23 protein-coding genes are annotated in these 24,121 nt (G+C 37.1%); 8 read left to right on the top strand and 15 right to left on the bottom strand.

Annotated elements, in window-relative coordinates; all coding sequences use genetic code 11:
* Positions 1–54 precede the first annotated feature (54 nt).
* From blp2 to hrpA, 6 genes are all read right to left on the bottom strand, one after another.
* The gene (gene blp2 / locus ACINWC743_RS08135; RefSeq protein WP_009585056.1) at positions 55–2,418 is read right to left on the bottom strand and encodes an Ig-like repeat protein Blp2; all 2,364 of its coding nucleotides are present in this window, start codon (positions 2,416–2,418) and stop codon (positions 55–57) included.
* Between the two features lie 224 nt (positions 2,419–2,642).
* Positions 2,643–3,041 carry a GFA family protein gene (locus ACINWC743_RS08130; protein WP_004831490.1) on the bottom strand — a complete coding sequence of 133 codons (399 nt, stop codon included), beginning with the start codon at positions 3,039–3,041 and terminating at the stop codon, positions 2,643–2,645.
* A gap of 30 nt (positions 3,042–3,071) precedes the next feature.
* Positions 3,072–3,587, bottom strand: coding sequence for a hypothetical protein (locus ACINWC743_RS08125; protein WP_004831491.1), 516 nt, complete (start codon positions 3,585–3,587; stop codon positions 3,072–3,074).
* 9 nt (positions 3,588–3,596) lie between these two features.
* On the bottom strand, positions 3,597–4,400 hold the full coding sequence (locus tag ACINWC743_RS08120; RefSeq protein ID WP_009585041.1) for a lysophospholipid acyltransferase family protein: 804 nt from the start codon (positions 4,398–4,400) through the stop codon (positions 3,597–3,599).
* 160 nt (positions 4,401–4,560) lie between these two features.
* Positions 4,561–5,676, bottom strand: coding sequence for a beta-ketoacyl-ACP synthase III (locus ACINWC743_RS08115; RefSeq protein WP_004831494.1), 1,116 nt, complete (start codon positions 5,674–5,676; stop codon positions 4,561–4,563).
* A gap of 47 nt (positions 5,677–5,723) precedes the next feature.
* The gene (gene hrpA, locus ACINWC743_RS08110) at positions 5,724–9,620 is read right to left on the bottom strand and encodes an ATP-dependent RNA helicase HrpA (protein ID WP_009585063.1); all 3,897 of its coding nucleotides are present in this window, start codon (positions 9,618–9,620) and stop codon (positions 5,724–5,726) included.
* A 469-nt stretch (positions 9,621–10,089) separates the two neighbouring features.
* Between hrpA and ahpC the strand changes: the two genes are divergently transcribed.
* Positions 10,090–10,653 carry an alkyl hydroperoxide reductase subunit C gene (ahpC, locus tag ACINWC743_RS08105; RefSeq protein ID WP_004721823.1) on the top strand — a complete coding sequence of 188 codons (564 nt, stop codon included), beginning with the start codon at positions 10,090–10,092 and terminating at the stop codon, positions 10,651–10,653.
* Positions 10,654–10,713: 60 nt separating this feature from the next.
* On the opposite strand, the gene ACINWC743_RS08100 is transcribed toward ahpC, so the two are convergent.
* Together ACINWC743_RS08100 and ACINWC743_RS08095 are read right to left on the bottom strand one after the other, a co-directional pair.
* Positions 10,714–11,070, bottom strand: coding sequence for a VOC family protein (locus ACINWC743_RS08100; RefSeq protein ID WP_004831496.1), 357 nt, complete (start codon positions 11,068–11,070; stop codon positions 10,714–10,716).
* Positions 11,071–11,166: 96 nt separating this feature from the next.
* The gene (locus ACINWC743_RS08095; protein ID WP_004831497.1) at positions 11,167–11,664 is read right to left on the bottom strand and encodes an endonuclease V; all 498 of its coding nucleotides are present in this window, start codon (positions 11,662–11,664) and stop codon (positions 11,167–11,169) included.
* A 227-nt stretch (positions 11,665–11,891) separates the two neighbouring features.
* On the opposite strand from ACINWC743_RS08095, the gene ACINWC743_RS08090 reads away from it, so the two are divergent.
* Positions 11,892–12,098: a KTSC domain-containing protein gene (locus tag ACINWC743_RS08090; protein WP_009585069.1), complete on the top strand. Its 207-nt coding sequence runs from the start codon at positions 11,892–11,894 to the stop codon at positions 12,096–12,098.
* Positions 12,099–12,160: 62 nt separating this feature from the next.
* Here the strand turns inward: ACINWC743_RS08090 and ACINWC743_RS08085 are convergent, their stop codons facing one another.
* The 4 genes from ACINWC743_RS08085 to ACINWC743_RS08070 all read right to left on the bottom strand — a co-directional run bounded on the left by ACINWC743_RS08085 (position 12,161) and on the right by ACINWC743_RS08070 (position 14,657).
* The gene (locus ACINWC743_RS08085) at positions 12,161–12,754 is read right to left on the bottom strand and encodes an O-methyltransferase (protein ID WP_009585036.1); all 594 of its coding nucleotides are present in this window, start codon (positions 12,752–12,754) and stop codon (positions 12,161–12,163) included.
* Between the two features lie 143 nt (positions 12,755–12,897).
* Positions 12,898–13,113 (bottom strand): DUF1653 domain-containing protein, encoded by a 216-nt coding sequence (locus ACINWC743_RS08080; RefSeq protein WP_035300665.1) that lies wholly within the window; start codon positions 13,111–13,113, stop codon positions 12,898–12,900.
* Between the two features lie 407 nt (positions 13,114–13,520).
* Entirely contained in the window at positions 13,521–13,877 is a 357-nt protein-coding gene (locus ACINWC743_RS08075) for a hypothetical protein (protein WP_004721834.1), read from the bottom strand.
* Positions 13,878–14,246: 369 nt separating this feature from the next.
* On the bottom strand, positions 14,247–14,657 hold the full coding sequence (locus ACINWC743_RS08070) for a roadblock/LC7 domain-containing protein (protein ID WP_009585049.1): 411 nt from the start codon (positions 14,655–14,657) through the stop codon (positions 14,247–14,249).
* Positions 14,658–15,206: 549 nt separating this feature from the next.
* Between ACINWC743_RS08070 and ACINWC743_RS08065 the strand changes: the two genes are divergently transcribed.
* The 3 genes from ACINWC743_RS08065 (at position 15,207) to ACINWC743_RS08055 (ending at position 17,525) form a co-directional block, all read left to right on the top strand.
* Positions 15,207–15,551, top strand: a complete 345-nt coding sequence (locus tag ACINWC743_RS08065; protein ID WP_009585032.1) for a hypothetical protein — start codon at positions 15,207–15,209, stop codon at positions 15,549–15,551.
* Positions 15,552–15,651: 100 nt separating this feature from the next.
* Positions 15,652–16,353, top strand: coding sequence for a VIT1/CCC1 transporter family protein (locus tag ACINWC743_RS08060; protein WP_004831504.1), 702 nt, complete (start codon positions 15,652–15,654; stop codon positions 16,351–16,353).
* Between the two features lie 128 nt (positions 16,354–16,481).
* A complete protein-coding gene (locus tag ACINWC743_RS08055; protein ID WP_009585067.1) occupies positions 16,482–17,525 on the top strand; it encodes an NAD(P)H-dependent flavin oxidoreductase in 1,044 nt (347 codons plus the stop codon).
* 52 nt (positions 17,526–17,577) lie between these two features.
* Here ACINWC743_RS08055 and ACINWC743_RS08050 read toward each other — a convergent pair whose 3' ends face one another.
* Positions 17,578–18,087 (bottom strand): DinB family protein, encoded by a 510-nt coding sequence (locus ACINWC743_RS08050; RefSeq protein WP_009585024.1) that lies wholly within the window; start codon positions 18,085–18,087, stop codon positions 17,578–17,580.
* Positions 18,088–18,207: 120 nt separating this feature from the next.
* Between ACINWC743_RS08050 and ACINWC743_RS25275 the strand changes: the two genes are divergently transcribed.
* Positions 18,208–18,423, top strand: coding sequence for a DUF4291 family protein (locus ACINWC743_RS25275; protein ID WP_080971992.1), 216 nt, complete (start codon positions 18,208–18,210; stop codon positions 18,421–18,423).
* A 453-nt stretch (positions 18,424–18,876) separates the two neighbouring features.
* Here the strand turns inward: ACINWC743_RS25275 and ACINWC743_RS08045 are convergent, their stop codons facing one another.
* Positions 18,877–20,298 (bottom strand): aspartate ammonia-lyase, encoded by a 1,422-nt coding sequence (locus ACINWC743_RS08045; RefSeq protein ID WP_009585065.1) that lies wholly within the window; start codon positions 20,296–20,298, stop codon positions 18,877–18,879.
* A gap of 142 nt (positions 20,299–20,440) precedes the next feature.
* Between ACINWC743_RS08045 and ACINWC743_RS08040 the strand changes: the two genes are divergently transcribed.
* On the top strand, positions 20,441–21,316 hold the full coding sequence (locus ACINWC743_RS08040; protein ID WP_009585061.1) for a LysR substrate-binding domain-containing protein: 876 nt from the start codon (positions 20,441–20,443) through the stop codon (positions 21,314–21,316).
* Between the two features lie 24 nt (positions 21,317–21,340).
* On the opposite strand, the gene dusB is transcribed toward ACINWC743_RS08040, so the two are convergent.
* Positions 21,341–22,357, bottom strand: coding sequence for a tRNA dihydrouridine synthase DusB (dusB, locus tag ACINWC743_RS08035; protein ID WP_265588244.1), 1,017 nt, complete (start codon positions 22,355–22,357; stop codon positions 21,341–21,343).
* A gap of 147 nt (positions 22,358–22,504) precedes the next feature.
* On the opposite strand from dusB, the gene ACINWC743_RS08030 reads away from it, so the two are divergent.
* Positions 22,505–24,121 (top strand): tyrosine-type recombinase/integrase, encoded by a 1,617-nt coding sequence (locus ACINWC743_RS08030; protein ID WP_009585053.1) that lies wholly within the window; start codon positions 22,505–22,507, stop codon positions 24,119–24,121.

The raw sequence follows: 24,121 nt of genomic DNA, 5'->3' as shown, positions 1-24,121 counted from the left end.
CTAAATCTATCTCAATAAAAAAGCACCCGTAGGTGCTTGTTGCGTATATTTAAATTAAAACAAAACTTGCTGTGAATTTAATAACTCAGCAATCGCATCTATAGGGAATATGGTCGTATTTGGTAAATTATTCATGTATTGATCAACAGTTTCCGAGGTTGAATTCATTATATTTTCACTTGTCGTTGCACTGTGCTTCATTGCACTTTCAATCACATCCTCAATCTGTTGGTCTTTAGGCTCTAAAAAAGAAGCATCCAAAAATAAATCATTTACAGAGGTCCTATGATCAGTGTCTAAATGAGTTTGAATAGAACCATCAGTTTCAGCAGCTGTTTGCAAAAGCTTTGCAATATTTTCACTGGTTAAATCAACACGATTCGTTTCTGTATGTGGTGGCATGCTTTGGAGCAAAAAGTCACGATTTGCGTTAGAATCAGGATTCAGCTCAGCATTGACAATATTACTGGATAAAGAATTACTGGCTAAAGAAGCATGAGAATCTGCCGAGTTTTGATCCATTACTGAATATTCGTCAGCAAGTGCTGCCTTCACGCCCACTTCAACTACCGTAAATGAGCGCGCATCACTCATCAAACTGGTATTTCCAGCCTTATCCGTTTGTACGCTGGTAATGCTATGTGCTCCCAGACTTAAATCATAATCGAAACTGAATGACCATTTACTGTCTGCGCCAACCGTAACTTTTCCAACAGCTTTGTTATTGTCATAAATAATCAATGTTGCACCTGCTTCACCCGTCCCTGAAATCACTGGGCGTTTATCATCGGTGTTGCCATTGTCAGCAATTGAACCTTTGCTTTCACCAACATCGTCTTCTACTTTTGTGATTAAAGGTTTTGCTGGTGGCGTGACATCTTTAGTTCCTGTTACAGATGTAACTGCTGATTGATTTCCAGCTGCATCTGTTGCATATACACTCCCTACTTTTGCCTCAGTCAAAGCGCTTGAAAGCGTGACCGTATAATTTCCATTGGCGTCTGTTGTTGCGGTACCTAGCAGTTTATTCGCAGTGTCATAGACGGTAATTTTAGAATTCGCTTCTGCTGTTCCTGTAATGATAGTGCCTTCAGCATTTAAACTGGCTACAGGTTTTTCAGGGGCTAAGAGGTCTTGTCCAGGTTTAATTTCAATGACTTTAGATTGATTTCCGGCTGCATCCTCAATGATAATTTTACCTGTTTGGTTGGTTCCCAAAGCAGGCGAAATTGTGACATTGAATTTCCCCTGTGCATTGACTGTACCTGTTGCAATTACAACCCCTGTTGAATCTTGAATGATGACTTTGGCATTGGCTTCTGCAGTACCGAGTATGCTCGTTCCCTCTTTATTGAGTTCATATTTCGGTTGATCTGGCGCAATCGTATCTTTGCCCAATTCTATTTTGTGCTGTTCGGATTTATTCCCTGCTGCATCAACCGCTTCAACAGATCCTATTTGACCTGCGGTCAAAGCAGGTGAAATTGCAACTGAAAACACGCCTTCGGTATTGGCTTTTGCTGTTCCAATGAGTTTACCTGATGCATCATAAACATTAATGATTGCATTGGTCTCAGACTTACCTGTGACAATGTTTCCTTGATCATTTAATTGCGCCTGAGGTTCTACAGGTGCAATGGTGTCCTTTGTTCCAGTGACTTGCGTATAGCCCGATGAATTTCCAGCATCATCTTTGGCTTTAACGTAATAACTATTATTATTAACCAATGCTTCTGGCAATGTTACTGAATACTGACCATCTTTATCCACTTTGACCGTGACAATAACTTTTTCATTTTTGTCGACCACATAAATTGTGGCGCCCGCTTCAGCTGTACCACTGATTTTCGTCCCCTCTGCATTGATTGTTGCAGTTGGTGTTTTCGGCGCAGTGATGTCTGGTGGTGAACTCGATTTTTTATCCCCATTGTCAATCAGTGCCAAGCCTAATCCGATTGCAGAAAGGACCCCTAAACCTGCTTTAGCAGCACTTGAGGAAAAAAGTTCAGAGATTGAAAAATCTGAAGATGATGCTGAAGTTGACTCATAAGCACTCAGTTGTTGCGCAGGAACAGTATTTGCACCTTCGTATAATAGTGAATCTAATTTTTGCAGACCCGTGTAATGAGTGAATTTGCCCGTCTCATCAAATTGTGCAAGGCTAAAAGTTCCATCCGCCTTTGGAAATGCCAAAGAGTGCACTGTGGTTGTATGGGTCTGGAAAAAACCATCTAAAACAATCTGTTCACCATTTTTCAATGTCACAATGAGCTTATCACCAGATTGTTCTAGCGTTTTAACATCTTGTTGTGTTACCCCAATTTGAATAATTGAGGGTCGATCTAAAATTACCGATTTGGATTGAGTGTCTTGCAATAAAGTTTGATCTTGTTTCGCGGCAACGACTATTCTTGTCATTTATATCCTCAATTCATTTAAAGTTTATTTTTTTGAAATTATACAGAAACCCTATATAGACACCAATGCATTTTAATCACTACTCAACCATTTATAGTGCTCTGATAAATAAATGATAAGTAGATAGAATTCATTTGCTTAAAAAATAAATTTTAACGTTCAATAAAATAACTTGATATTAAATCCAGTGGATCATTATTTTTTAATAAAATGTCAAACTGAACTTAACATACAGCTTGTGCAAATTGGGGTGCATCATCCAAAATTTCATACCATGCTGCTTTATTCTCAGTAAATGCATGTGACATAATTTTTGCCTTAACAGCTTCATTAATGATTCCAACACGTAATCGAACCACATCGGGTAAATCTAAACGCGCACTGAATAAGGGCGAAGCACAGTGTTTACAGAAAACTCTTTTTTTATTAGTCGTTGCATAATACTCCCCCAATAATTCTTTGCCTTGAACAATGTCCAAGTCCTTACTGTAAATTGGAGTAATTGCAACAAATGCAGAGCCTTGTGCTTTCTGACATTGTTGACAATGACAAACAAATATTTCGGCAATTTCACTACAGATTTTAAATTGAATGCCGCCACATAAACATGAAGCTGTATACATATTTTTTTCCTTGATGAATGTTTGTATTATTTATTGGTAATTAAATGGATAGTTTGAAAAAAGTGCAATATCTATTTGCTTAACTGCTTGCTCAAATTGAGCAAATTCATTGTCAGTGATTGATCTATCGATATATTCTTCACATTCTTGCAACAACAAAGCAAATTGTAAAAATTGAAAAAAATTAATCTGCATTGACTGAAGTGAATGGAAATTTAAAGCATCACTAAAGCCTAAATCATGATCATAAAAGAGTATCTCAAAACTTTGCCGATCCATAAACCATTCATCACCTTGTCCAGTTCTTCCAATCATCCATACTTGTCTTGAAAATATTGGAAAATTTTGTACTAAGTATTGATTTTCCTTGAGTGCTTTTTCATATCCAAACAGATGAATATCCGCTGTGATTTCAGTATCAGCACATGTTTTTAGAAATTCGACATAGTTTAGATCTTGAGGAAAAGAACTGACCTCTGGAATTATGTGCCGACAAGGGTTCAAGTGTTTAAAAATATCATCTAAATTATTTTGAAGTTCAAACATAGGGCAAACTCAACCTGAATATTTAGAGTTTGTATCTTTCAAGCTGGCATCTTCTACCCGATACGACTTTAATGCTTCGATTTCTGTATAAATAAGCTGTTGTAATTGATCTCTAAATAGAATCATATCATCCATGGTTTCAATCTGATCAATCGCTAAACGTGGCATAAATTTAAAATAAAAAGGAATGCGTTTAGGGATAATATGTTTTGGAATTGAAGGAATCACTTCACCATGTCGAAGAAAACGGTCAATTTTGGGATTGGATAATATTTTGTTAAACCATTTCTGTTGAAGTAAGACATTGACATCAAATGCTAAATCAAAAACCTCATCTCCGCCTAAAGCCACAAAAGGTGCAATTTCATAGTCAAACTCTTGTGCCAACTTTAAAAAACCGAAACGCTGTTTCCAAATCAATTGATAAGCTTCACCTTTGCGTTTAATGACCTCTCGCCCACCGCCTGGAAAAACCAGAATTGAATAGCCCTGACGCATTGCTGCTTTAGCATATTCTTGAACACCATCAATGCCCCCAACACGCTTTACCACCTCTTTCCAAACTGGGATATGAAAGTGCATATGATCAGCTAGACTCACCACAGCAATCTTATGTTCAGTAAATAAATAGTCGATCAAAATCGGAGAATCAAGTACGCCATAAATAGTGTGATTCCCAACATACATGGCTGGTTTATGGGGTACAAGGTTTTCTGTGCCTAAAAATGTTGGACGAAAATAAAAGCGTTGTAAACTACTGATCAATCGGATCAGTTTAGCATTGTGTCGTATTTTTAAAGTTTTATCGGTCATGTTGTATCTCTACAAACTGATTTTCAACATTTTTAATCTGCCCATTATTCAATTTAGAAGCTTTTTATGGAAACTTGATTAACAATAAATTGCTTTAGACTTCAGGCAATCACTCCCCCTTTATTAAAGACGGAGTGAACAGCTATTTTACTAGGTTGATTTAAGCAACATGCTTTTGTACAAGGATTGAACCAACAGAATAGCCAGCCCCAAATGAACAAAGTACGCCATACTCACCATCATTGACCTGATCAGCAGTACGATGCAATGCGATAATCACACCCGCAGAAGAGGTATTGGCAAACTCGTCCAAGATAATTGGTACTAATTCTGGATCAGCTTCTGCAACCTCACGCCCAACAATCAGTTTTAGAATTAATTCATTCATATTGGCATTGGCTTGATGCAACCAGAAACGTTTAACGTTTTCAGGTTGAATACTGTTTTTTTCCAATTGCGTAGAAATGATTTTTGCAACCAATGGGCAAACTTCTTTGAAAACTTTACGACCATCCTGACGAAATTGTTTATCGTCGCGAGACGTTAATTCAGAGCCATTTAAAAACCCAAAGTTATTACGAATATTATTCGAGAACTGGGTAAATAAATGGGTATCTACGATTTCAAAACCTGTTTTGGTTTCAGTTTCTTCGATAATCGAAGCTGTAGCCACATCACCAAAAATAAAATGACAGTCACGTGAACGGTAATCCGTATGCCCAGAGGTAATTTCAACATTGACCAATAACACACGGCGAGCACCCGTTTTCACAGCATCATAAGCTTGTTTTAAACCGAAAGTCGCCGCTGAACATGCTACATTCATATCATAAGCATAGCCTTGGATACCAAGTGCAGTTTGAATTTCAATCGCAACAGCAGGGTAAGCACGCTGTAAATTTGAACAAGCAAGAATCACAACATCAATATCTTCTGCTGTAACACCAGCATTTTCCATCGCTTGTTTTGCTGCGATTACGCCCCACTCTGCCTGAATAGAAAGCTCTTCATCAGAACGCTCTTCAAGACGTGGTCTTAAACGGTTAATGTCCAATACACCTGATTTCTCAATCACATAGCGGCGCTTCACACCTGATGCTTTTTCAATAAAATCTGCACTTGAACCACGACGTGCAACAACTTCACCAGCTTCAATTTTTTCAGCATTTTCAGTGTTAAATTGTTCCACATAAGCATTTAAACAATCCACCAACTCTTCATTGGTAATCACTTCTTCAGGATGGTACAAACCTGTACCAGTAATACGGATGCCCATGTAAAACTCCTTTTCTCAATTCACAAATATTTCAAATTATTTCTATTCTAACCGATTCCTAGCTTTTCCCATACCTTTTGTATTCGAGTCGAAGATATCGGCATTTTGGTTTTCATCGGTTGTGAGAATAATGAGATCCGTAGTTCCTCAACCATGAAATACACTTCTTTTACACGAACATCGGATTTAAACTTAAACAGTTTATCCATCCAAGGATCAACTTCTTTTATTGCAGCATCATCTCGATTTAGATTATTCGGCAAACGATCTAAACGCAATAACAATGCTTTTAAATAACGTGGATATTCCTGCCAAACATCTGAAGATTTTGAATAAACAAAATTGGAAAGATTCATTAAATCCAGTTGATCTTCAATATCATCTATATTTTTTCCAAATACATCTTGATCCAACATCAGTAAATTTTGACGAATTTCTTGCCATTGAATATAGATTTCACTGATCAGTTTTAATGCTTCCTGACCATGCATTAAGAAGCTTTTCTTGACCTCGGCAGTTAATTGAGCAAACTCCTCAGCATTGATCGGTAAGTCTTGAATCGCGATTTGCAAAGTTGCATAAACCAACATTTGTTCCAGCTGAGCTTTATCTCCCAATGGTGAATAAGCCAACGCCAATGGTTTTGAAATTTGCTTTTTCAGTTGGCGGATTGAGTCACCTAACTGCATATGAATCAACCGAATTACACCTTCACGATGCTGCTTAATGGCTTCATTTTGGTCATTAAAGGTCTGGATCACAATTCCAGATTCATCTTTGGTGTCTAATTGAGCAAAGTCTTTCGTCGGCACCAAGGCTTGATATTGTTTAACAACAACACCTGTGACTTTTTGCGATGCCTCAAAAACAAAATTTTCAGGGAAAACCGTAAATTCACCTTTTAACTGCTTCACAGGACTATGTGTTTCGGTACGACAACGTGCTTTGAGTTCAGCAAGATCTCGCCCTTGTTCCAACACACGACCTTTTTCATCCATAACCTTAATAAATGGAATCAGATAAGGTTCAACACGTTCAAAAGAAAAATCTTTCGCGCTAATTTGTTCGCCTCTTAACTGAAATGCCAAGAAATCGAATATATGTCCATGCAAATGTTGGGCATCCACAGCTTTCATCAACTTTTGCGCTGTGTCAGGAATCGGTACCAAATTACGACGTTTATCTTTGGGTAGTGCTTTAAGTAATGCTTCAATCAACTCTAAGCGCCAGCCAGGGATTCCCCACGACCAAATATTTTCATCGACTTGCGCTAAAGCCTGCACTGGAATTTTAACGGTAGCACCATCTTGATCATGGCTTGGATCAAAGCGATAACTCGCCGCCAATCGCAATTGCCCATTGTGTAAATAATCTGGGAATTGCTGAGTGGTTGGACGATCTGTCATCCATAAATCATCGTCATCTACAAATAGATAACGTGGGTTTTTAGGCTCTACAGTTGCTCGCCAATCTTCGAAACTACGGCGACTTGCAATTTCAGCAGGGACTTTGGCTGCATAAAACTGATAAATTGTTTCTTCGTCCACCACCAAATCACGACGACGCAACTTATCTTCAACTCGTTCAACTTCCTCAAGTTTTAATAAGTTGTGTTTTAAAAATGGTGGCGTAATCCCTAAATTTCCTGTCGTTAATGCATCTCTCAAAAAGATTTCATGCGCAGCAGGCTGATCCACCTTTTCGTAATTGGTTGCACGTTTCGGTTCGATAATCAAACCAAATAATGAAATCTGATCATAGGCATTGACCACACCTGGTTTTTTCGCCCAATGTGGCTCGAAATAATGATGTTTCAATAAATTTGGTGCAGCCAAAAGAATCCATTCAGGCTCAATTTTTGCCAAAGTTCGCAGATAAACTTGAGAGGTTTCCACCATTTCAAATGCCATCACCCAAGGTGTATTGGTTTTATGCAATGTCGATGCAGGAAAAATTCGAGCTTTTTGCTGACGTACTGCCATGAATGTATTGCGCTCATCTGTTTTATTGGCAATAAAGGACAATAAACCTGTTAATAGCGCACGGTGCAAATTCTCATAACTGGCTTTTTTCTCATTAAAAGACAGCTTTAAGCCTTGCGCCAAATCGAGCAATTGTTCATGGGTTTTTTTCCACTCACGCAAACGCAACCAACTGAGAAAATGCTGCTTGGCAAAATTACGACGTTTGTTCTCGCTTAAAGTCTCACGATTTTCACTCAAGGTATTCCATAATTTCAGATAAAATAAAAAGTCTGAATCAGCTTCTTTAAACAATGCATGCTTTTGATCGGCTTGCATCTGTTTATCCGCAGGACGTTCACGAGGGTCTTGTACAGCAAGAGCTGCAACGATGATTAACACTTCACGAAGTACACCAAAGTGAGCCCCACCCAAAATCATTCTCGCCAAACGTGGATCAATCGGCATTTTCGCCATTTGCAGACCAATTTTGGTCAGCTCACTGCGAGCAGAATTAACAGCTTGCTTCGCGCTCATTGATGAATTTTGCTGTTCTTGAATAGCACCTAATTCAATCAATAGCTTTCGACCATCATTGACCAAACGATGATCGGGTGGCTCAATAAAATCAAAATCTTCAACAGCCCCCAAGCCCAAACTTTGCATCTGCAAAATAACCGAGGCTAAATTGGTTCGCTTAATCTCAGGTTCTGTAAATTCAGGGCGACTTTGAAAATCATCTTCACTATAAAGACGAATACACACACCGGGCGCAATACGACCACAACGCCCTTTTCGCTGATTTGCAGCTGCTTGTGAAATCGCTTCAATCGGTAAGCGTTGTACCCGAGAACGATAGTTATACCGTGAAATACGTGCAAAACCACTATCAATCACATAACGGATATTTGGAACCGTCAAAGCCGTTTCCGCCACATTGGTCGCAATAATAATTCTTCGTCCACCACCTGATGGATTAAAAATTTTCTGCTGTTCGGCTAAAGCGAGCCGTGCATATAACGGTAAAATTTGTGTATGTTTTGGACCAAACTTTTGCAAGGTTTCCTGTAGTTCACGAATCTCTTGTTCAGTACTGGAAAAAATCAGAATATCAGCATGTTCTGGATGCCCTTTAGCCTCAGCATCTTTTAAACACTCTTCAACAGCTTGTACCACCGCACGTGGTAAGTTTTCTTCGAAATCATCAAAATCATCGTCATCACTACCGCCAATCGTCATTTCTGAAATCGGACGATAACGTAATTCTACAGGGAAGCTACGCCCTTCTACTTCAAAAATAGGTGCGCCATTGAAGTAGTCACTAAATCGATTGACGTCTAAAGTTGCCGAAGTAATGATGATTTTTAAATCAGGGCGCTTTTTCACCAACTGTTTTAAATAACCCATGATGAAATCAATATTCAATGAACGCTCGTGCGCTTCATCGATAATGATCGTGTCATATTTATTTAAGTAACGATCATTTGACAGTTCAGCCAACAAAATACCATCCGTCATCAAACGAACAATGGAATCATTGGAACCCTGTTCATTAAAACGGACTTTAAAGCTGATGGACTCACCCAGTTTTTCGCCGACTTCTTCTGCAATCCGTTGAGATACACTTCGTGCTGCGAGACGTCGAGGCTGGGTATGACCAATCATCCCTGTCAAACCACGACCTGCAAGCATCGCTATTTGTGGTAACTGAGTAGTCTTACCAGAACCCGTTTCCCCCGCAACAATAATCACCTGATGTTTTTGAATCGCATCTATCAATTGATCAGCATATTGTGTGACAGGTAAGTCTTGATTAAGTTTAATCGTGGGTAGACTGGAAAATCTTTTTTTTACTTGCTGATTCGATTTTTCAAAAAGTTCTTTAAATTTTTCTGGATCGGCATCTTTTCCTTTTTTCAGTCGGCTTAAACGATGGCGATCGCGTACCATAACCCATTGATCGACATTTAACTGATTTGGCACAGATGCTTTATCCTAATATTTAAAATTGAACAAAATATTTTACGCTGTAAAGCGCAACAGAGATAGTGTCTTGAAAATGAAATCATAATTGTCTGATCTAAATCAGACTGAAAATAAAAAATATTGAATTAAAAATGTGACGTATTTAAGCTTCAAAGGATATTAGCAGAACAATTTCTATACATTGAAATATTTTTTATATCTTTTTTAAAAATTCACCCTTGAAATATAAGCTCAGAAGCATCATGTTTGTTACAGATTTAAAAAGGATGGTTTTGTCATTCAAACATCATCTTTATTTGCTTTAGTTGATGCAACAATGACGGACACTTGCCTTTGGTGAAAAGTATCTGGAGCTTGCTAATTTGATTTTCCGATCTTAGCTATAAAAAAATACTATTTCACCAATAACTTAAAATTCATTATTCTAGTTATATATTAGATAAACACCTCAATCATGGAGATAATGATGAGCTTAATTAATACTGAAGTTAAACCTTTTAAAGCACAAGCTTTCCAAAACGGTCAATTCATCGAAGTTACAGAAGCTGATCTTAAAGGTAAATGGTCTGTAGTTTTCTTCTATCCAGCTGACTTCACTTTCGTTTGCCCAACTGAACTTGGTGATCTTGCTGATAACTATGCTGAATTCAAAAAATTAGGTGTTGAAATCTATTCTGTTTCTACAGACACTCACTTCACACACAAAGCTTGGCACGATTCTTCTGAAGAAATCAAAAAAATTGAATACGTAATGGTTGGCGACCCAACTTGGGTACTTGCTAAAAACTTTGAAGTTTTAATCGAATCTGCTGGTCTTGCTGACCGTGGTACTTTCGTAATTGATCCTGAAGGTAAAATCCAAATCATCGAAATCAATGCGGGTGGTATTGGTCGTGATGCTTCTGAACTTCTTCGTAAAGTTAAAGCAGCTCAATATGTTCACGGTCATCCTGGCGAAGTTTGCCCTGCTAAATGGAAAGAAGGTGATGCAACACTTGCTCCTTCTATCGACTTAGTGGGTAAAATCTAATATCAAATTAGATTAGATTTTAAAAACCACGCTTTATTAGCGTGGTTTTTTATTTATTTTCTAATGCGACCATATGGCGAGTTCATAGCCATCTAAATCTCTAAAGTGAAAACGGCGCCCGCCTGGAAAACTAAAAATCTCTTGTACGATGGTCGCACCTGCATCTGTTACACGCTGCAAACTCTGTTCAAGATTATCACTGTACAAAATAATCAACGCGCCACCTGCACTTTGAACGTGGTCAGCTTGGGCAAAACCACCTTTAATCAAGCCAGAATCAAATTCACAATAAGCTGGACCAAAGTCAGTAAAAGTCCAACCCAAATGTTGATAAAATGCTTTGGATTGCTGAATATCCTTGACATTAAATTCAATATAATTAATTGCAATTTTTTGCTCACCTGATGGCTGGTTCATTTTTATTTCTCCTGTTTTTTCATCATACTACATCTAACTTTATGTCAAAATTCTACAAATAAAGCTGTAATGATTTATAAAATAATTCAATTATTGCTACGGCATTTTGCTTAAACGATCAACATCTTTTAACAACTTAGGGATTCGATATTTCCCATACATACTTTTCACATATTGCTTGGCAAGCTCAAGCTCAATACCGATCGCAGAAATATAAAGCGGTTGGAGGCTTTGTCCTCGCAAAATTTCGCAATCTTTTGGTGTGCCTGTAAACTGATTTTTAGCCACTCCAATCACAGGAACTTTAAGCATTAACGCTTCATACAAATACTGTCCCAAACCCGCTTTCTGCTCATTCCCAAGATGCACATATCCATCGATAATAATCATATCGATATGTTCTGTAATTTGTGCCAATAAAGCCTGAATACAAGGCAATTCACGCTTATAAAATTGCCCAGATTCATAGTCCATGATGTGATCTAGAGAAATCCTGTATTGCTTGAATAAATCAGTTGCTTCCCACGCATCAAATATGCCTCCAGCAACTTGCGCACTCGTCCCACTATAGGCAACATCTATCGCAAGTATCATTGCATCCCCTTTGTTTCCAAGATAAAACAAACATTCTTTTTGAGTCTTTTATTCATGATATTTGCTCTGTTTTAAAATTTTAGATTTTCATATGTGGTATAAGCTTATCAGAAAAATCCTCAGCATTTTTACAAAACCACAATACTTTTCTAAAGATGAATGGACTAATTTCAAATCATACAGAACACTTTTTTCTGTAGAACAATCAGAAGTTTAAGGGGTTGCTTATGGGATCAATGATTACCGTGACTTCTTGGAAGTACAATGCTTCTTCACGGTATTTAAAAATTTTTTATAACAATGGTTCTGGAGAACTTTATCATCCTGTACCAGAATTTATATATGACAATTTATTGCGATGTAGTGATAAAACGGCTTTTGTGCACAAGTATTTAGAATATGAGGTACATTTTAAACGACTTTCAATTTTATAATTTACAAAACTTCCTTCTCAGCACAAAGTCAGGGAGAAATCTCCCTGATACAACACTGAAAATTAATTTTTGAATGTCACAATAAAAAGCCCAGCGCCCACAGATAGTGTCGTTGTCATAAATCGAGTATCTCGCTTGACTTCATCAGTAAAACTTTTAACCTCAGCAGCATGCGAAATCACATTATCAACCACCAATACCCCCCCTTGATTCTCAATCATATTTTGTAAGAAAACCCAGTAATTCAAATAGGCATCACGCTCTGCATCAAGTAATATAAAATCGTATTTTTCATGACATTTTTCTAAATAATGTTGTGCATCACCTACCCAAAAATCAATAACATGATCTAGCTCCAACTCTTTGGCATAATGCTTTGCTTGTAGTGTTCGCTGTTCATCAATCTCAAGTGTTGTAACCCGCGCACCGGTGACTTGGGCGGCATCAGCCAGCCATAAAGTGGAATAGCCCGTAGAGGTTCCAATTTCCAAAATCGTTTTTGCCTGCTGAATTCTTACTTGCATAGCCAGAAATAATGCGGATTCAGGTTCGATGTTACGATATCGTTTGATTCGATCACATTGTGTCGCATCAAACTTGATAAAAGACTGATATAGTTCATTCAATCGTTGCAAAAATGGGTGACTTAAACTCATATTCAGCACTTCCTCTTTACTATCATTGTTATTATTTCAATTATTTACGTCATTCCAATGACAATCTATCAGCTTTGTAGCGCAAATTCTTTATCATACAAATCATGTTTAGCCATACGCTGTAAATCAATGACTAGGCTAAATTAGATAGTGTGTAAAAACTCAAATCTTGCTCGTGATTGACCATCTTCCAAACTGACATGTTCTATAAACATTTCATATGGGCGAACCCAAATTGAATAATCACCATATAAACATTGATAGACCACCAATTTTTCTCGTGTTTCACTATGCGTTGCAATATGTAAAACTTGATACAAATTACCTTTATAATGTCTATAAATTCCGACTTTCAACATAAGTATAAAACCACCAATACGATTATTATGTTATACATGATCTTAATGTAAAAAACTCGTCCGAAGACGAGTTTTTATGTACTTTTCAATAGGGTCTGTGGACAATTCGTCTATGTTTGCGACTAGGTGTGTTTTTTAGGCGATTCTAGGCGCGAAATACGAAATTTAGTCATTCTAAATGAGTAGTTCGTAACGACGAAGCGCCAAAAAACACGCTAGTCCCCGCTGCGCCTTGCGCTGCAAACAAAGCAGTGCTTTGTTCTTGCTCAGGGTTGTGGTTAAAATTATCTCAGGCTACGTTATGAAACTTAAAAATAGTCTCGCTATTCTCTTCATTTCATGCCTTGCCTGCTCAATTTTAACCTACAACGCAAGCCATTTATGAAATGTCCACAGACCCTAACAAATCAAGAAAAGTCTAAACCTTTTTCAAATGCTTTTAACTCGTGACGAGCCATAGCCAAGTTTGATTTAGAGCGATCTAAAACAAGATAAAGGAATAAATTTTCATTTGAATCTAATGGACGAATCAAATGATATTGCTTACCTAAAGTAATCAAAATATCTTCAATTACATCATCAAGTTTTAATGCTTTGGCAACTTTACGCTTAGCACGAACAACTTCAGTATTACCTGCTGCTGCCAATTCCAAGTCCAAACCTGCGCCTGCTGTTGCTAATGAAAGACCGCTTTCGCTGTCTACTAAAGCAGCGCAAACGAAACCATCGATATCTGTTAATTGATCTAGTGTGATACGAGCCATGAGCATCCCCGTTTCTATTTGACATTGTTGTTTGCTTTAGTAATTCAATTTTTATTTTGCTTTACTAAAACACTTTACTATTTAACTAAAGATTAATACCCCTAGCTAACATGGATAAAATTAGTATTCTTCTTGAATACCTATTTTAATTTTATTCGATAATCAATTTTAATTAATTATTTCCTACGCTTATTTTAATAGCATAAAAAATATTAATTATTCAAGCGTAATTTAAAAATAAATTAGGCTTTTAATCATTTAAAACTTGCTACAACTTTCAACAATTATCAATAGATTATTTCAGTTATTGATAAAGATCTCGTTTTATATAAAAAATATATGCCGCTTAACAATTTTCATAAGCAGACCTTAGATATTTTTCATGAGCAATTCTGTAGTCGACTTTAACTCATATAGCATTTGCCCTAACAAAATATCTTTATTGGTCATGGCAACCAAAACTAAAGGATGCGTCGGATGCGGAATTGCTGTAAGCAATGCCTTTCCATTCTCTGCATCTAAAGTAATTGTTTGGCATCCAACAAGATTAATCTCTGATACAAAAGCAGTCACCATCGCTAAAATTGAGCTACTTACAGCAGCAATTTTTCCTGAATTATTAATGTTTTTCTTATTGACCAGCGCAATTTCAAAACCATCTGAAGTACATAACATCACAAACTCAACACCACTCACAGCGTTCAGTAAATGCCTTATTTGTTTTTCAGCATATTCCACAAAATCATCTGGCACTTTTCGAGATTTGTTTAAATCCAACATATTTAAGAAAACCCCATAAATTTCCATTTTACCCGCGTTTAAAGCACCATTTTGGGGCTTTTTGGGGCAAGTGAATTATTTGATATATTTCACACTTTGTTCTTAATTCTATCTTTTTTTATTGTCTTGTAAATATGTTTTTTTACTTTAACTCAGTTTTATTTTAAGAACTGTTTAAATAGTATTCTAAACATATAAATGTCAGATTTCCCTCAATAATGTCATTCTTGCTCATATATGGTGCATCGGCACAAAATACCCATTTTGCATATTACATTTTACTTTACATCTCCACTATGTTACTGCACTACTATATATTCTTGTTGGTTATAATTTTTGAATAAAAAAAGACCACACATATACTATTTTATGAATAATATATTAAGATTTGATGAAAATAATATTGTTTGAAGGATTCGGGGTGTTAATTCAAAGCATAAGGCTTATAAAAACGTTACATTTTATTTTTTGATTTGGTTTTTTTTTGTGTTTATATTTATTTCATCCAGCTGCTGGATGCCAAATATTAATTTAAAAAAGGTATACAAGATGAATAAAATTTTACTCGCTTTGGGTCTGATTGCTACCATTGCACTCGTAGGCTGTAATAAGGATAAAACACCTGAGACAGGAGCGACTACGGGTGAACATGTTGAAAATGCTGTTGATCAAGCTAAACATGATGTAGAAAATGCCACTAAAGATGCTGCTAGTGCAACAGCACAAGCAGCTGATCATGCTGCCAATGCAACGGCTACAGCTGTAGACCATGCCGCTGATGCAACCGCTCATGCCGCTGACGCAACTGTAGATGCGGCTAAAAATGCAACCGCAACTGCAGCGGGCGCCGTTGAAAAAGGTGCCGCCGATGTGAAAGAAAAAGCTCAACAATAATTTGAATTGAAATAAAAGCTCCTGACATAGGAGCTTTTTTATATTTGTCATATACTTAAATTATAAGTGATTTAACTTCCCTGAATATGGAGTCACCTTTATGTCTCATTCACATCACCCAGAACAACATTTTATACAACGTACAGGCTGGTTAAGAGCAGCTGTTCTGGGTGCCAATGACGGTATTATTTCAGTGACCAGTTTAGTGATGGGGATGGCAGCAAGTGGAGCATCGAGTCACACACTACTTATTACCTGTATTGCTGGCTTAATTTCAGGTGCAACTTCAATGGCAGCAGGTGAATATATTTCTGTCAAATCACAATCGGATATAGAAGAGGCGGATTTAAAAGTTGAAGCACGCGAATTAGAAAAAAATCCGCATTTAGAACTTAAAGAACTGACACATATTTATATACAGCGTGGACTAGACCCTGAGCTAGCCCATCAGGTTGCTATTCAACTGACTGAAAAAGATGCATTGGAAGCCCATGCCCGTGATGAAATTGGAATCAATGACATAACCGCTGCCAAACCGATCCAAGCTGCTGGTTCTTCTGCGTTATCTTTCTCGATCGGGGCGTTATTGCCTACGCTATCAATTCTATTCAGCCCTGAAATTTATTTAGAAAAAGTGGTTTTGGTGGTCGGAATTTTATCTTTGGTTATTTTGGGTGCGTTATCAAGCTATTTTGCCGGAACCTCTATGCTTAAAGGCAGCCTTCGAGTTGCTATTTGGGGCATTATCGCGATGGCTTTCTCCAGTTGGATTGGCTCTCTTTTCCATGTCGCTCCGATTTAATATCAACCTGTTTCACCTCAGCTCCACATAAACATGTATTTAAATTATATTTTTAAAATAAATACTGAACATAATTTGCTTATTGCCCTCAGCTTGGGCAAAGTAAATGAAAATTGAGGAGCTAGGAAATGTCTTTATTAGAACAGTTAGGAATAAAACTTCCAATATTGCTTGCACCTATGGCAGGAGTTTCAACACCCCTATTAGCAGCTGAAGTATCTAATCAAGGTGCTCTTGGGTCATTGGGGCTTGGGGCAAATACTGTTGAAACAGCACGTCAACAAATCAAAGAAACGCAAAACTTAACACCACATCCTTTTCAACTTAACTTTTTTTGTCATGAATCATCAAGCACAAATATAGATTCCAATACGCTTTGGATAGCACATTTAGCCACTGAATTTGAAAAATTTGGTGCAGTTCCACCCACTGAATTAAAATGTATTTATCCAAGCTTTAAAGACAACGATGATTTTTTAGATCTATGCTTAGAAACACAGCCCAAAGCGGTGAGTTTTCACTTTGGTATTCCACATGAATATCAAATCCAAAAACTAAAAGATGCTGGTATTTTAACGCTTGTTTCAGCAACCAATCTGACTGAAGCCCTTGCGATCGAAGCAGCAGGGATTGATATTATCATTGCTCAAGGAATTGAAGCAGGTGGACATCGTGGTATTTTTAATGCACAGATCGATGGTGCAATTAAAACCTCCGACCTTGTTCAACTGATCAAAAAACACTGTTCACTCCCTGTGGTTGCAACTGGAGGAATTATGAATGGTCAACAGGCAAAAGCCATGCTCAATCTCGGTGCAGATGCAGTGCAAATGGGAACCGCCTTTGTACAATGCAAATCATCAAATGCCAATACTGCTTACCGCAAAGCTTTATTTGATCATCCTTTGACTCAAATTACCTCAAGTATTTCAGGTCGCCCAGCACGTGGCATCATCAATCATTGGCAAACTCGAATTGATCAAGCTGATCGTCCAGATGTTGCAGCCTATCCATACGCATATGATTTGGCAAAACAGCTCAATGCAGTGGCAATACAAAATGGCGATGTTGGCTTTGGTGCATTTTGGGCAGGTAGTAATGTTGCTCAAATTCGTGAACTCGAGGCTCAAGATCTACTGAATCAATTGGTTGTAGAAATGAATCACGCTTGATTTAAAAGCAATTACAGAAGTGACGATGTGTCATTTCTGTAATTTATTCTGGTCAATCTTGTAAATTTTCTTCAACCAACATATATACCCAATCAAGCTCAGGGCATTGATAACCCAATATCGTCATAGCAGCAGTTACTTGCCCTCGATGATGTGTACCATGATTAAAAACGTGAATCAGCGTATCTGCATAAGGCAAGCTTTGCGCTTCCCCATTTGATCTAATATAGTTCAAATTTCCCGTTAAAAGTGTTTCATCTAAATCATCAATAAAGCTCAACCAATTTAGGCTCTTATGGCTTAATTCATTCAAAAGCTGAGTTTTATCCTGATGAATGACGGTGTTTAATGCCATAGTTGGAGAGTGATTTTCTTTAAAACGTGAATACCAGAGATAATGTTCGCCCAGCAGTAAATGGTTAAGCGTTCCTGCAATACTCTTAAAATACAGTCCAATATCTTGATTAAAATCTGCATCAGATACGGCTTTTAAACATTCACAAAGATGTTGTGTCGCCCAAATATTATATTGAGCAAATCGTCTTAAATTATCCTTATTCATTTACTCAACGACCTATGCATAGCGTGTACAGTGATCAACTTAATCAGCTTGATAAAAACTCTATTTTGAATAAAATGACAACAAAATCAATATAAATTGCTTTTATCATGATTAATCACTTTGTTGCCAATCGGTCGATCATTTTCCACTTGTTTAGATAAGTTTTCTTTTTTTAACTTATTCAAAAATACAAGTGAGATTTATCATGCATATCACGAAATCTGTGCTGTATATGACTGTGACAGCATTAAGGTTTATCAAGCCTATAACCCACATATTGCACAGCTAGCTATACAACATCAAAAGTTTGTCTCCCCTTCTCTTTTCAAAGAATGACCTGTATCAAACCGTCTTTTTTATGGTTGATGGGGCTGGGCAAGCGAACCCAATCAAAATCATATTTTAGCGATCTGTATTCAGCGTGGTTTTTGGGAATATTGATTCAACAAAGCACTCATACTGACCCAACACTTGCTACTCATCAAAATGCCACAATTTTGATGCTCAGGAGAGTATAAATATACTGAAAAATTATTTTCGAAAAGAGCGGATCTACGCTTGAAATGATCTGCTAAAACAGCATTTGCGGATTGCCTAATTGAATGGGTGTTTTAATTTCTTAAGGTTCGATTACGCTTAGAACTTAATGAGTGATGTCTCAAATAACCCAAACCTAGAAATAATCTAACTATCTAAAAATAACACAGCCTCCATTTGGAGGCTGTGTTATTTTAATCAGAAAAGAAACGGAATGTATTTCCCTGAGAATCAACTAGATTTACAAGGCAATTAAGCTGCATCTTTCTGCTTTGGGTGAACCATATTTTGCACAGCAAGCACAGAAGCTAAAACTTCATCAGAAAGCAATTGTTCTGCTCGAATCAACTCTAAAAAACTTGCCCCAGTTTCATTGGCTTGCTTAGCGATACGCGTTGTCGTTTCATAACCCAAGTAAGGATTCAACACCGTAATAATACCAATCGAATTGTCTACCAAAGCTTGGCAATGTTCTGCATTTGCACGAATATTTTGAATACATTTTTGCTCAAACATACGCATTGCTCTGCCTAACAAATCAATTGATTCAAACAATTTGAAAGCAATCAAAGGTTCCATCGCATTGAGCTGCAATTGACCTGCTTCAGCAGCGAGTGTAATTGCCAAATCATTTGCCATAATTTGATAACAAGCAAGGTTCATTGCTTCTGGTATTACAGGGTTCACTTTACCTGGCATAATTGAACTGCCCGGTTGACGTGGCTCTAAATGAATTTCATTTAAGCCAGCACGCGGACCACTCGACAACAAACGTAAATCATTTGAGATTTTTGAAAGTTTCGTAGCGGTACGTTTTAATAAGCTTGATAACAGAACAAAATCGCCCATATCCGAAGTCGCTTCAATTAAATCAGGCGCACTTGAAATGGTTTTATTGGTAATTTTAGATAAAGCTTGAATAGCAAGAATACGGTACTCAACTTCAGTATTAATACCAGTACCAATCGCAGTTCCACCAAGATTCACCACACTTAAAGCGTCTGGCATAATTTGATTGATTTTTTTCAAATCGTTTTGCAATGTATGCGCAAATGCTGCAAATTCTTGACCTAAAGTCATCGGTACTGCATCTTGTAACTGAGTACGTCCCATTTTTAAGATATGAGAAAACTCATTTGATTTGTTTTCAAAGCTTTGAATTAAACTTTGGAACGGCAGATTCAGTTGGTCTAAAGCAAATAATAAACCGATTTTTATTGCACTAGGGTAAACATCATTGGTTGATTGAGACATATTTACATCATTATTTGGATGCAAATATTGATATTCCCCTTTTGCATGCCCTAAATACTCTAATCCAATGTTCGCGACCACTTCATTGATATTCATATTGGTCGATGTACCCGCACCACCTTGAATCATATCAATCGGAAACTGTTCATGATACAAATCATTGTTCAGTTGCTGGCAAGCATGTTGAATTGCATTATATTTATTTTCTTCGAGCTTATTGAGTTTGAAATTGGCATCGGCACACGCAGCCTTAACCATTGCAAGTGCTTTAATAAAAACAGGAAAGTGACTTAATTTAGTTGAACTTAAGTTAAAGTTTTCTAATGCTCTTAGGGTTTGTACGCCATAATAACAATGAAATGGCACTTCTTTAAGTCCTAATAAATCCTTCTCAACTCGCGTTTTAATTTCAATGTTCATGTGCATTACAGCTCAATAAAAGAATAAATTTATCTTAGGAAATGCATTGAAAATTGGCTAATGTAAAAAAATATTTATGTATGCATTTTTTGCATATCACTTGTTATAATGCTGAGAGTGCAATGTAGAACGGCTAATCAATATGACCCTAGAAATTCGATGGATAGAAGATCTTTTGGCTTTAGATCAAGAAAAATCGATCTCTAAAGCTGCTGCGCTACGCCACGTTACCCAATCTGCTTTCACACGCAGAATACAGAATATTGAAGAAGCGCTTGGCTTTCAGATTTTAAAACGCTATAGCAAAAGCATAGATTTCACCGATGCAGGGCAAGTTTTACTCTCAACATCTAAAAACATCAAAAATCAAATGAATACCACCATCAACTATTTAGAAAAAAATATTAAAGACAATGAGTTATCGATTAAGTTTGCAGTATCCCACTCACTCATTACTCAATTTTTCCCTAAGTTTATTCAAAAACTATATAGCAATTATGATGATTTAAAATTAGAAATTATCGCCTCCAATTTGCAGCAAGGGCTTTATTTATTAAAAGAAGGCTCTTGTGACTTTTTAATTTGTTATTGTGATCAAATCACTTTACAACAGTTGGACCCCAGTATTTTTAAATATCATAAAATCGTCAAAATGGAAGTATTACCTGTCACAGCAACAATCAATCACCAACCCAAATATTCATTTAACCAAAACTTCCCTCTTTTGGCATACAGCAAAAAAGCCTATTTGGGGAAATGTGTTGATAAAGTAATCGAAGGAAAATTAAATTACCGTACCTTGTATGAAACAGATAATGCCAGTGATTTAAAAGCCTTGGCTTTACAAGGCTTAGGTGTCGCATGGCTGCCAAGATTGTTGATAGAAGAAGAGTTAAATGACAATAAATTAAAAATATTAGAGGGTTATAGCTTCTTTCAAGATGTTTATATTGTTCGTAGCCATTTAATTTACTCTGAAAAAGTAAATTTTGTTTGGAATGCCCTGGTATTGAATTAAGGTTTTCAATCCAAAGCGGTTAATTTATACATCCAATAAATTAACGGACTCCACTTGTACATCACTCATCAAATTACCTTGGTCCAACAAGTGGTCAAAATACTGTTCTACAACTTTGGCTTGCTCAAGTGTACTTTCCACCTTATACATATTTTGACGAAACTCATTGCTTGAATGTAAGCCTTTGGTGTACCAAGCAATATGTTTTCGTGCAATACGACAACCTGAATACTCCCCATAAAACTGATAAAGCTCTGACAAGTGACCAAGTAAAACATCTTTCACTTCTTGGATATTTGGAGCAGCTAAATGCTCTGACGTTTTTAAATAGTGAGCAATTTCGCGAAAAATCCAAGGACGTCCCTGTGCTGCACGACCAATCATCACCGCATCCGCACCGGTATAATCCAACACATATTTGGCTTTTTCAGGGCTATCAATATCACCATTGGCAATCACGGGTATTGAAATCAACTGTTTAACTTCTTTGATCAAGCTATACCGTGCAGTGTTTAAATACATATCTTCACGGGTACGACCATGTAAAGCCAAAGCTGCTATTCCTGCTTCTTCAGCACGTTTTGCCACTCGCAGAATATTTTCCTGACCATTTAAATAGCCCAAACGGGTCTTCAAGGTCACAGGAACATCCACAGCATTGACCACTGCATCTAAAATTCGGGCAACTAAATCTTCATCTTGTAGCAATGCTGAGCCTGCTAACTTATTGCAGACTTTTTTCGCAGGACAGCCCATATTGATATCGACATTTTGAGCGCCATTTGAAACTTGGTAACGTGCAGCTTCAGCCAATTGTTCAGGTTCAGAACCTGCAATTTGGGCGGAAATGGGTGCTAATTCCCCATCAAAATTGGCACGATATAAACTTTTTTTGGTCATCCTTAAAGTCTGATCAGATGTCATCATTTCGCTGACCGCATGCCCGGCACCAAAGTACTTACATAGTGTTCTAAACGGACGATCAGTCACCCCTGCCATCGGGGCGACAAAAATAGGGGAATACTTTGATTTATCAAACAATTCTGCAATTACGTTGTTTTTACTCAATTTTCACTTTCCCATATTCTCAAGGGTTTTACATCATTTTCAATCATTCTTAACTATTCTTTACGCCTTATTTGCGCCATAATCACCATCGTGGCGTAAATCTAACTTTATGGCGTAAATATGGGAACAATTGCAGAACGAACTACAGCTGATGGTAAAACTCGATACAGAGCTCAAATACGAATAACTCGTAAAGGCTTACCACCATTTATTAAAACAAGAACTTTTGCAAAAGAGTCGTTAGCCAAAGAATGGATTAAACGACTTGAAGCAGAGATTCTGGTCAATCCTGCTATTCTAAATCCAGAAGCTAAGGTTGTGTCAAAAACTTTAGAACAATTCATCACTCAATATTTAGATGAAATTAGTGATGAATTTGCCGATACCAAGTCTGCAGCACTAAAAAATATCTGTAATTATGATATTGCCCATAAAGATGCTTACACCCTTTCACGTCAAGATTTTTCATCATTTGCCATTGAACGACGCAAAGGCAATCCAATTGAAATGATAGATGGCGTTGCCCCAGCAACTGCATTAAAAGATTTATCCCATATTTCATCTGTCTTAAATCATGCAGAACTTGTATGGGGTGAAGATGTTGCTCATGCTAAGAATGAATTATCTCACTCACTTATCGGTCTAAAAAAAGCACGTATTGTTACTAAATCAAAGGAACGTGATCGTTTAATCACATCAGAAGAACTTCATATTCTGACCAATCACTTTTATAAAGGCTGGAAGCGAGTTCGCAATGCTATTCCTATGCACCTGGTCATGTGGCTTGCGATCTATACAGGTCGTCGTGAAGGCGAACTATGTGAAATGCGTTTAGATGATTTTGACAAAAAAAATAGTCAATGGAAGATCAGGGACGTTAAAAATCCAGATGGATCCAAAGGAAATCATAAGTTTGCTCATTTAGAACCTAATGCCCTCCTCATTATTGAGGAATTACTTGAACCTTCTACTCGAAAAAGAATGCTCGAGCTGGGTTATAGTGATGAACTTTTATTGCCTGTCAATGTGCAGACAGTCAGTGATTATTTTCGTAGAGCATGTCGTTTAAATGGAATTGAAGATTTAAGGTTCCATGATTTGCGCCATGAAGCTGCTACACGCTATGCAGAGGATGGCTTTACGATACCGCAACTACAAACGATTACATTACATTCATCATGGAATAGTCTTAAACGGTATGTAAACTTAAGAAAACGTGGCGAACGTTTAGATTACCAGACAGCTATTCAATTTGCTCGACAACAATATGACGATAATTATTCTAAATTTGCTTTAAAGCAAAGGTATGTATCAGCTGCTGATATTGCGGATGCAGAGGAAGCTTATTCTCAAGTTCAAACACCTGACGTTATAAATACTGAATTTTCTTTTATTAAAGAACAGTTGGAAAGATTTATGAAATCATTCCGCCCGACTAAAAGTGTTAAAGATATGTATAAAGAAAAATCCAATATACAGAACATATTTGCATGGAATGATGTGCAACAGTCTTTTGTGGTCCCATACATACAAAATGCTTGGGGAAATTGGTTTAATGATAATGGGACTATTGATTGGAAACAGCTTCCAAATGATACGACTCACTTTAGTATCAAAGGGTTAGACGTATTAAAAATTGAAGATGAACGTGTGTACAAATGGGAAAAAGAAATAGAAAAATGGTTTGATATTACTAAATATTTTGATGCTGATATTTCAAATCTTATTAAAAGGTGA

The organism is Acinetobacter sp. WC-743 (assembly GCF_000335555.1).
Classification (GTDB): Bacteria; Pseudomonadota; Gammaproteobacteria; order Pseudomonadales; family Moraxellaceae; genus Acinetobacter; species Acinetobacter bereziniae.
The sequence above is the reverse complement of the archived record's forward strand: the minus strand, read 5'-3'. Positions and strand labels throughout refer to the sequence as shown.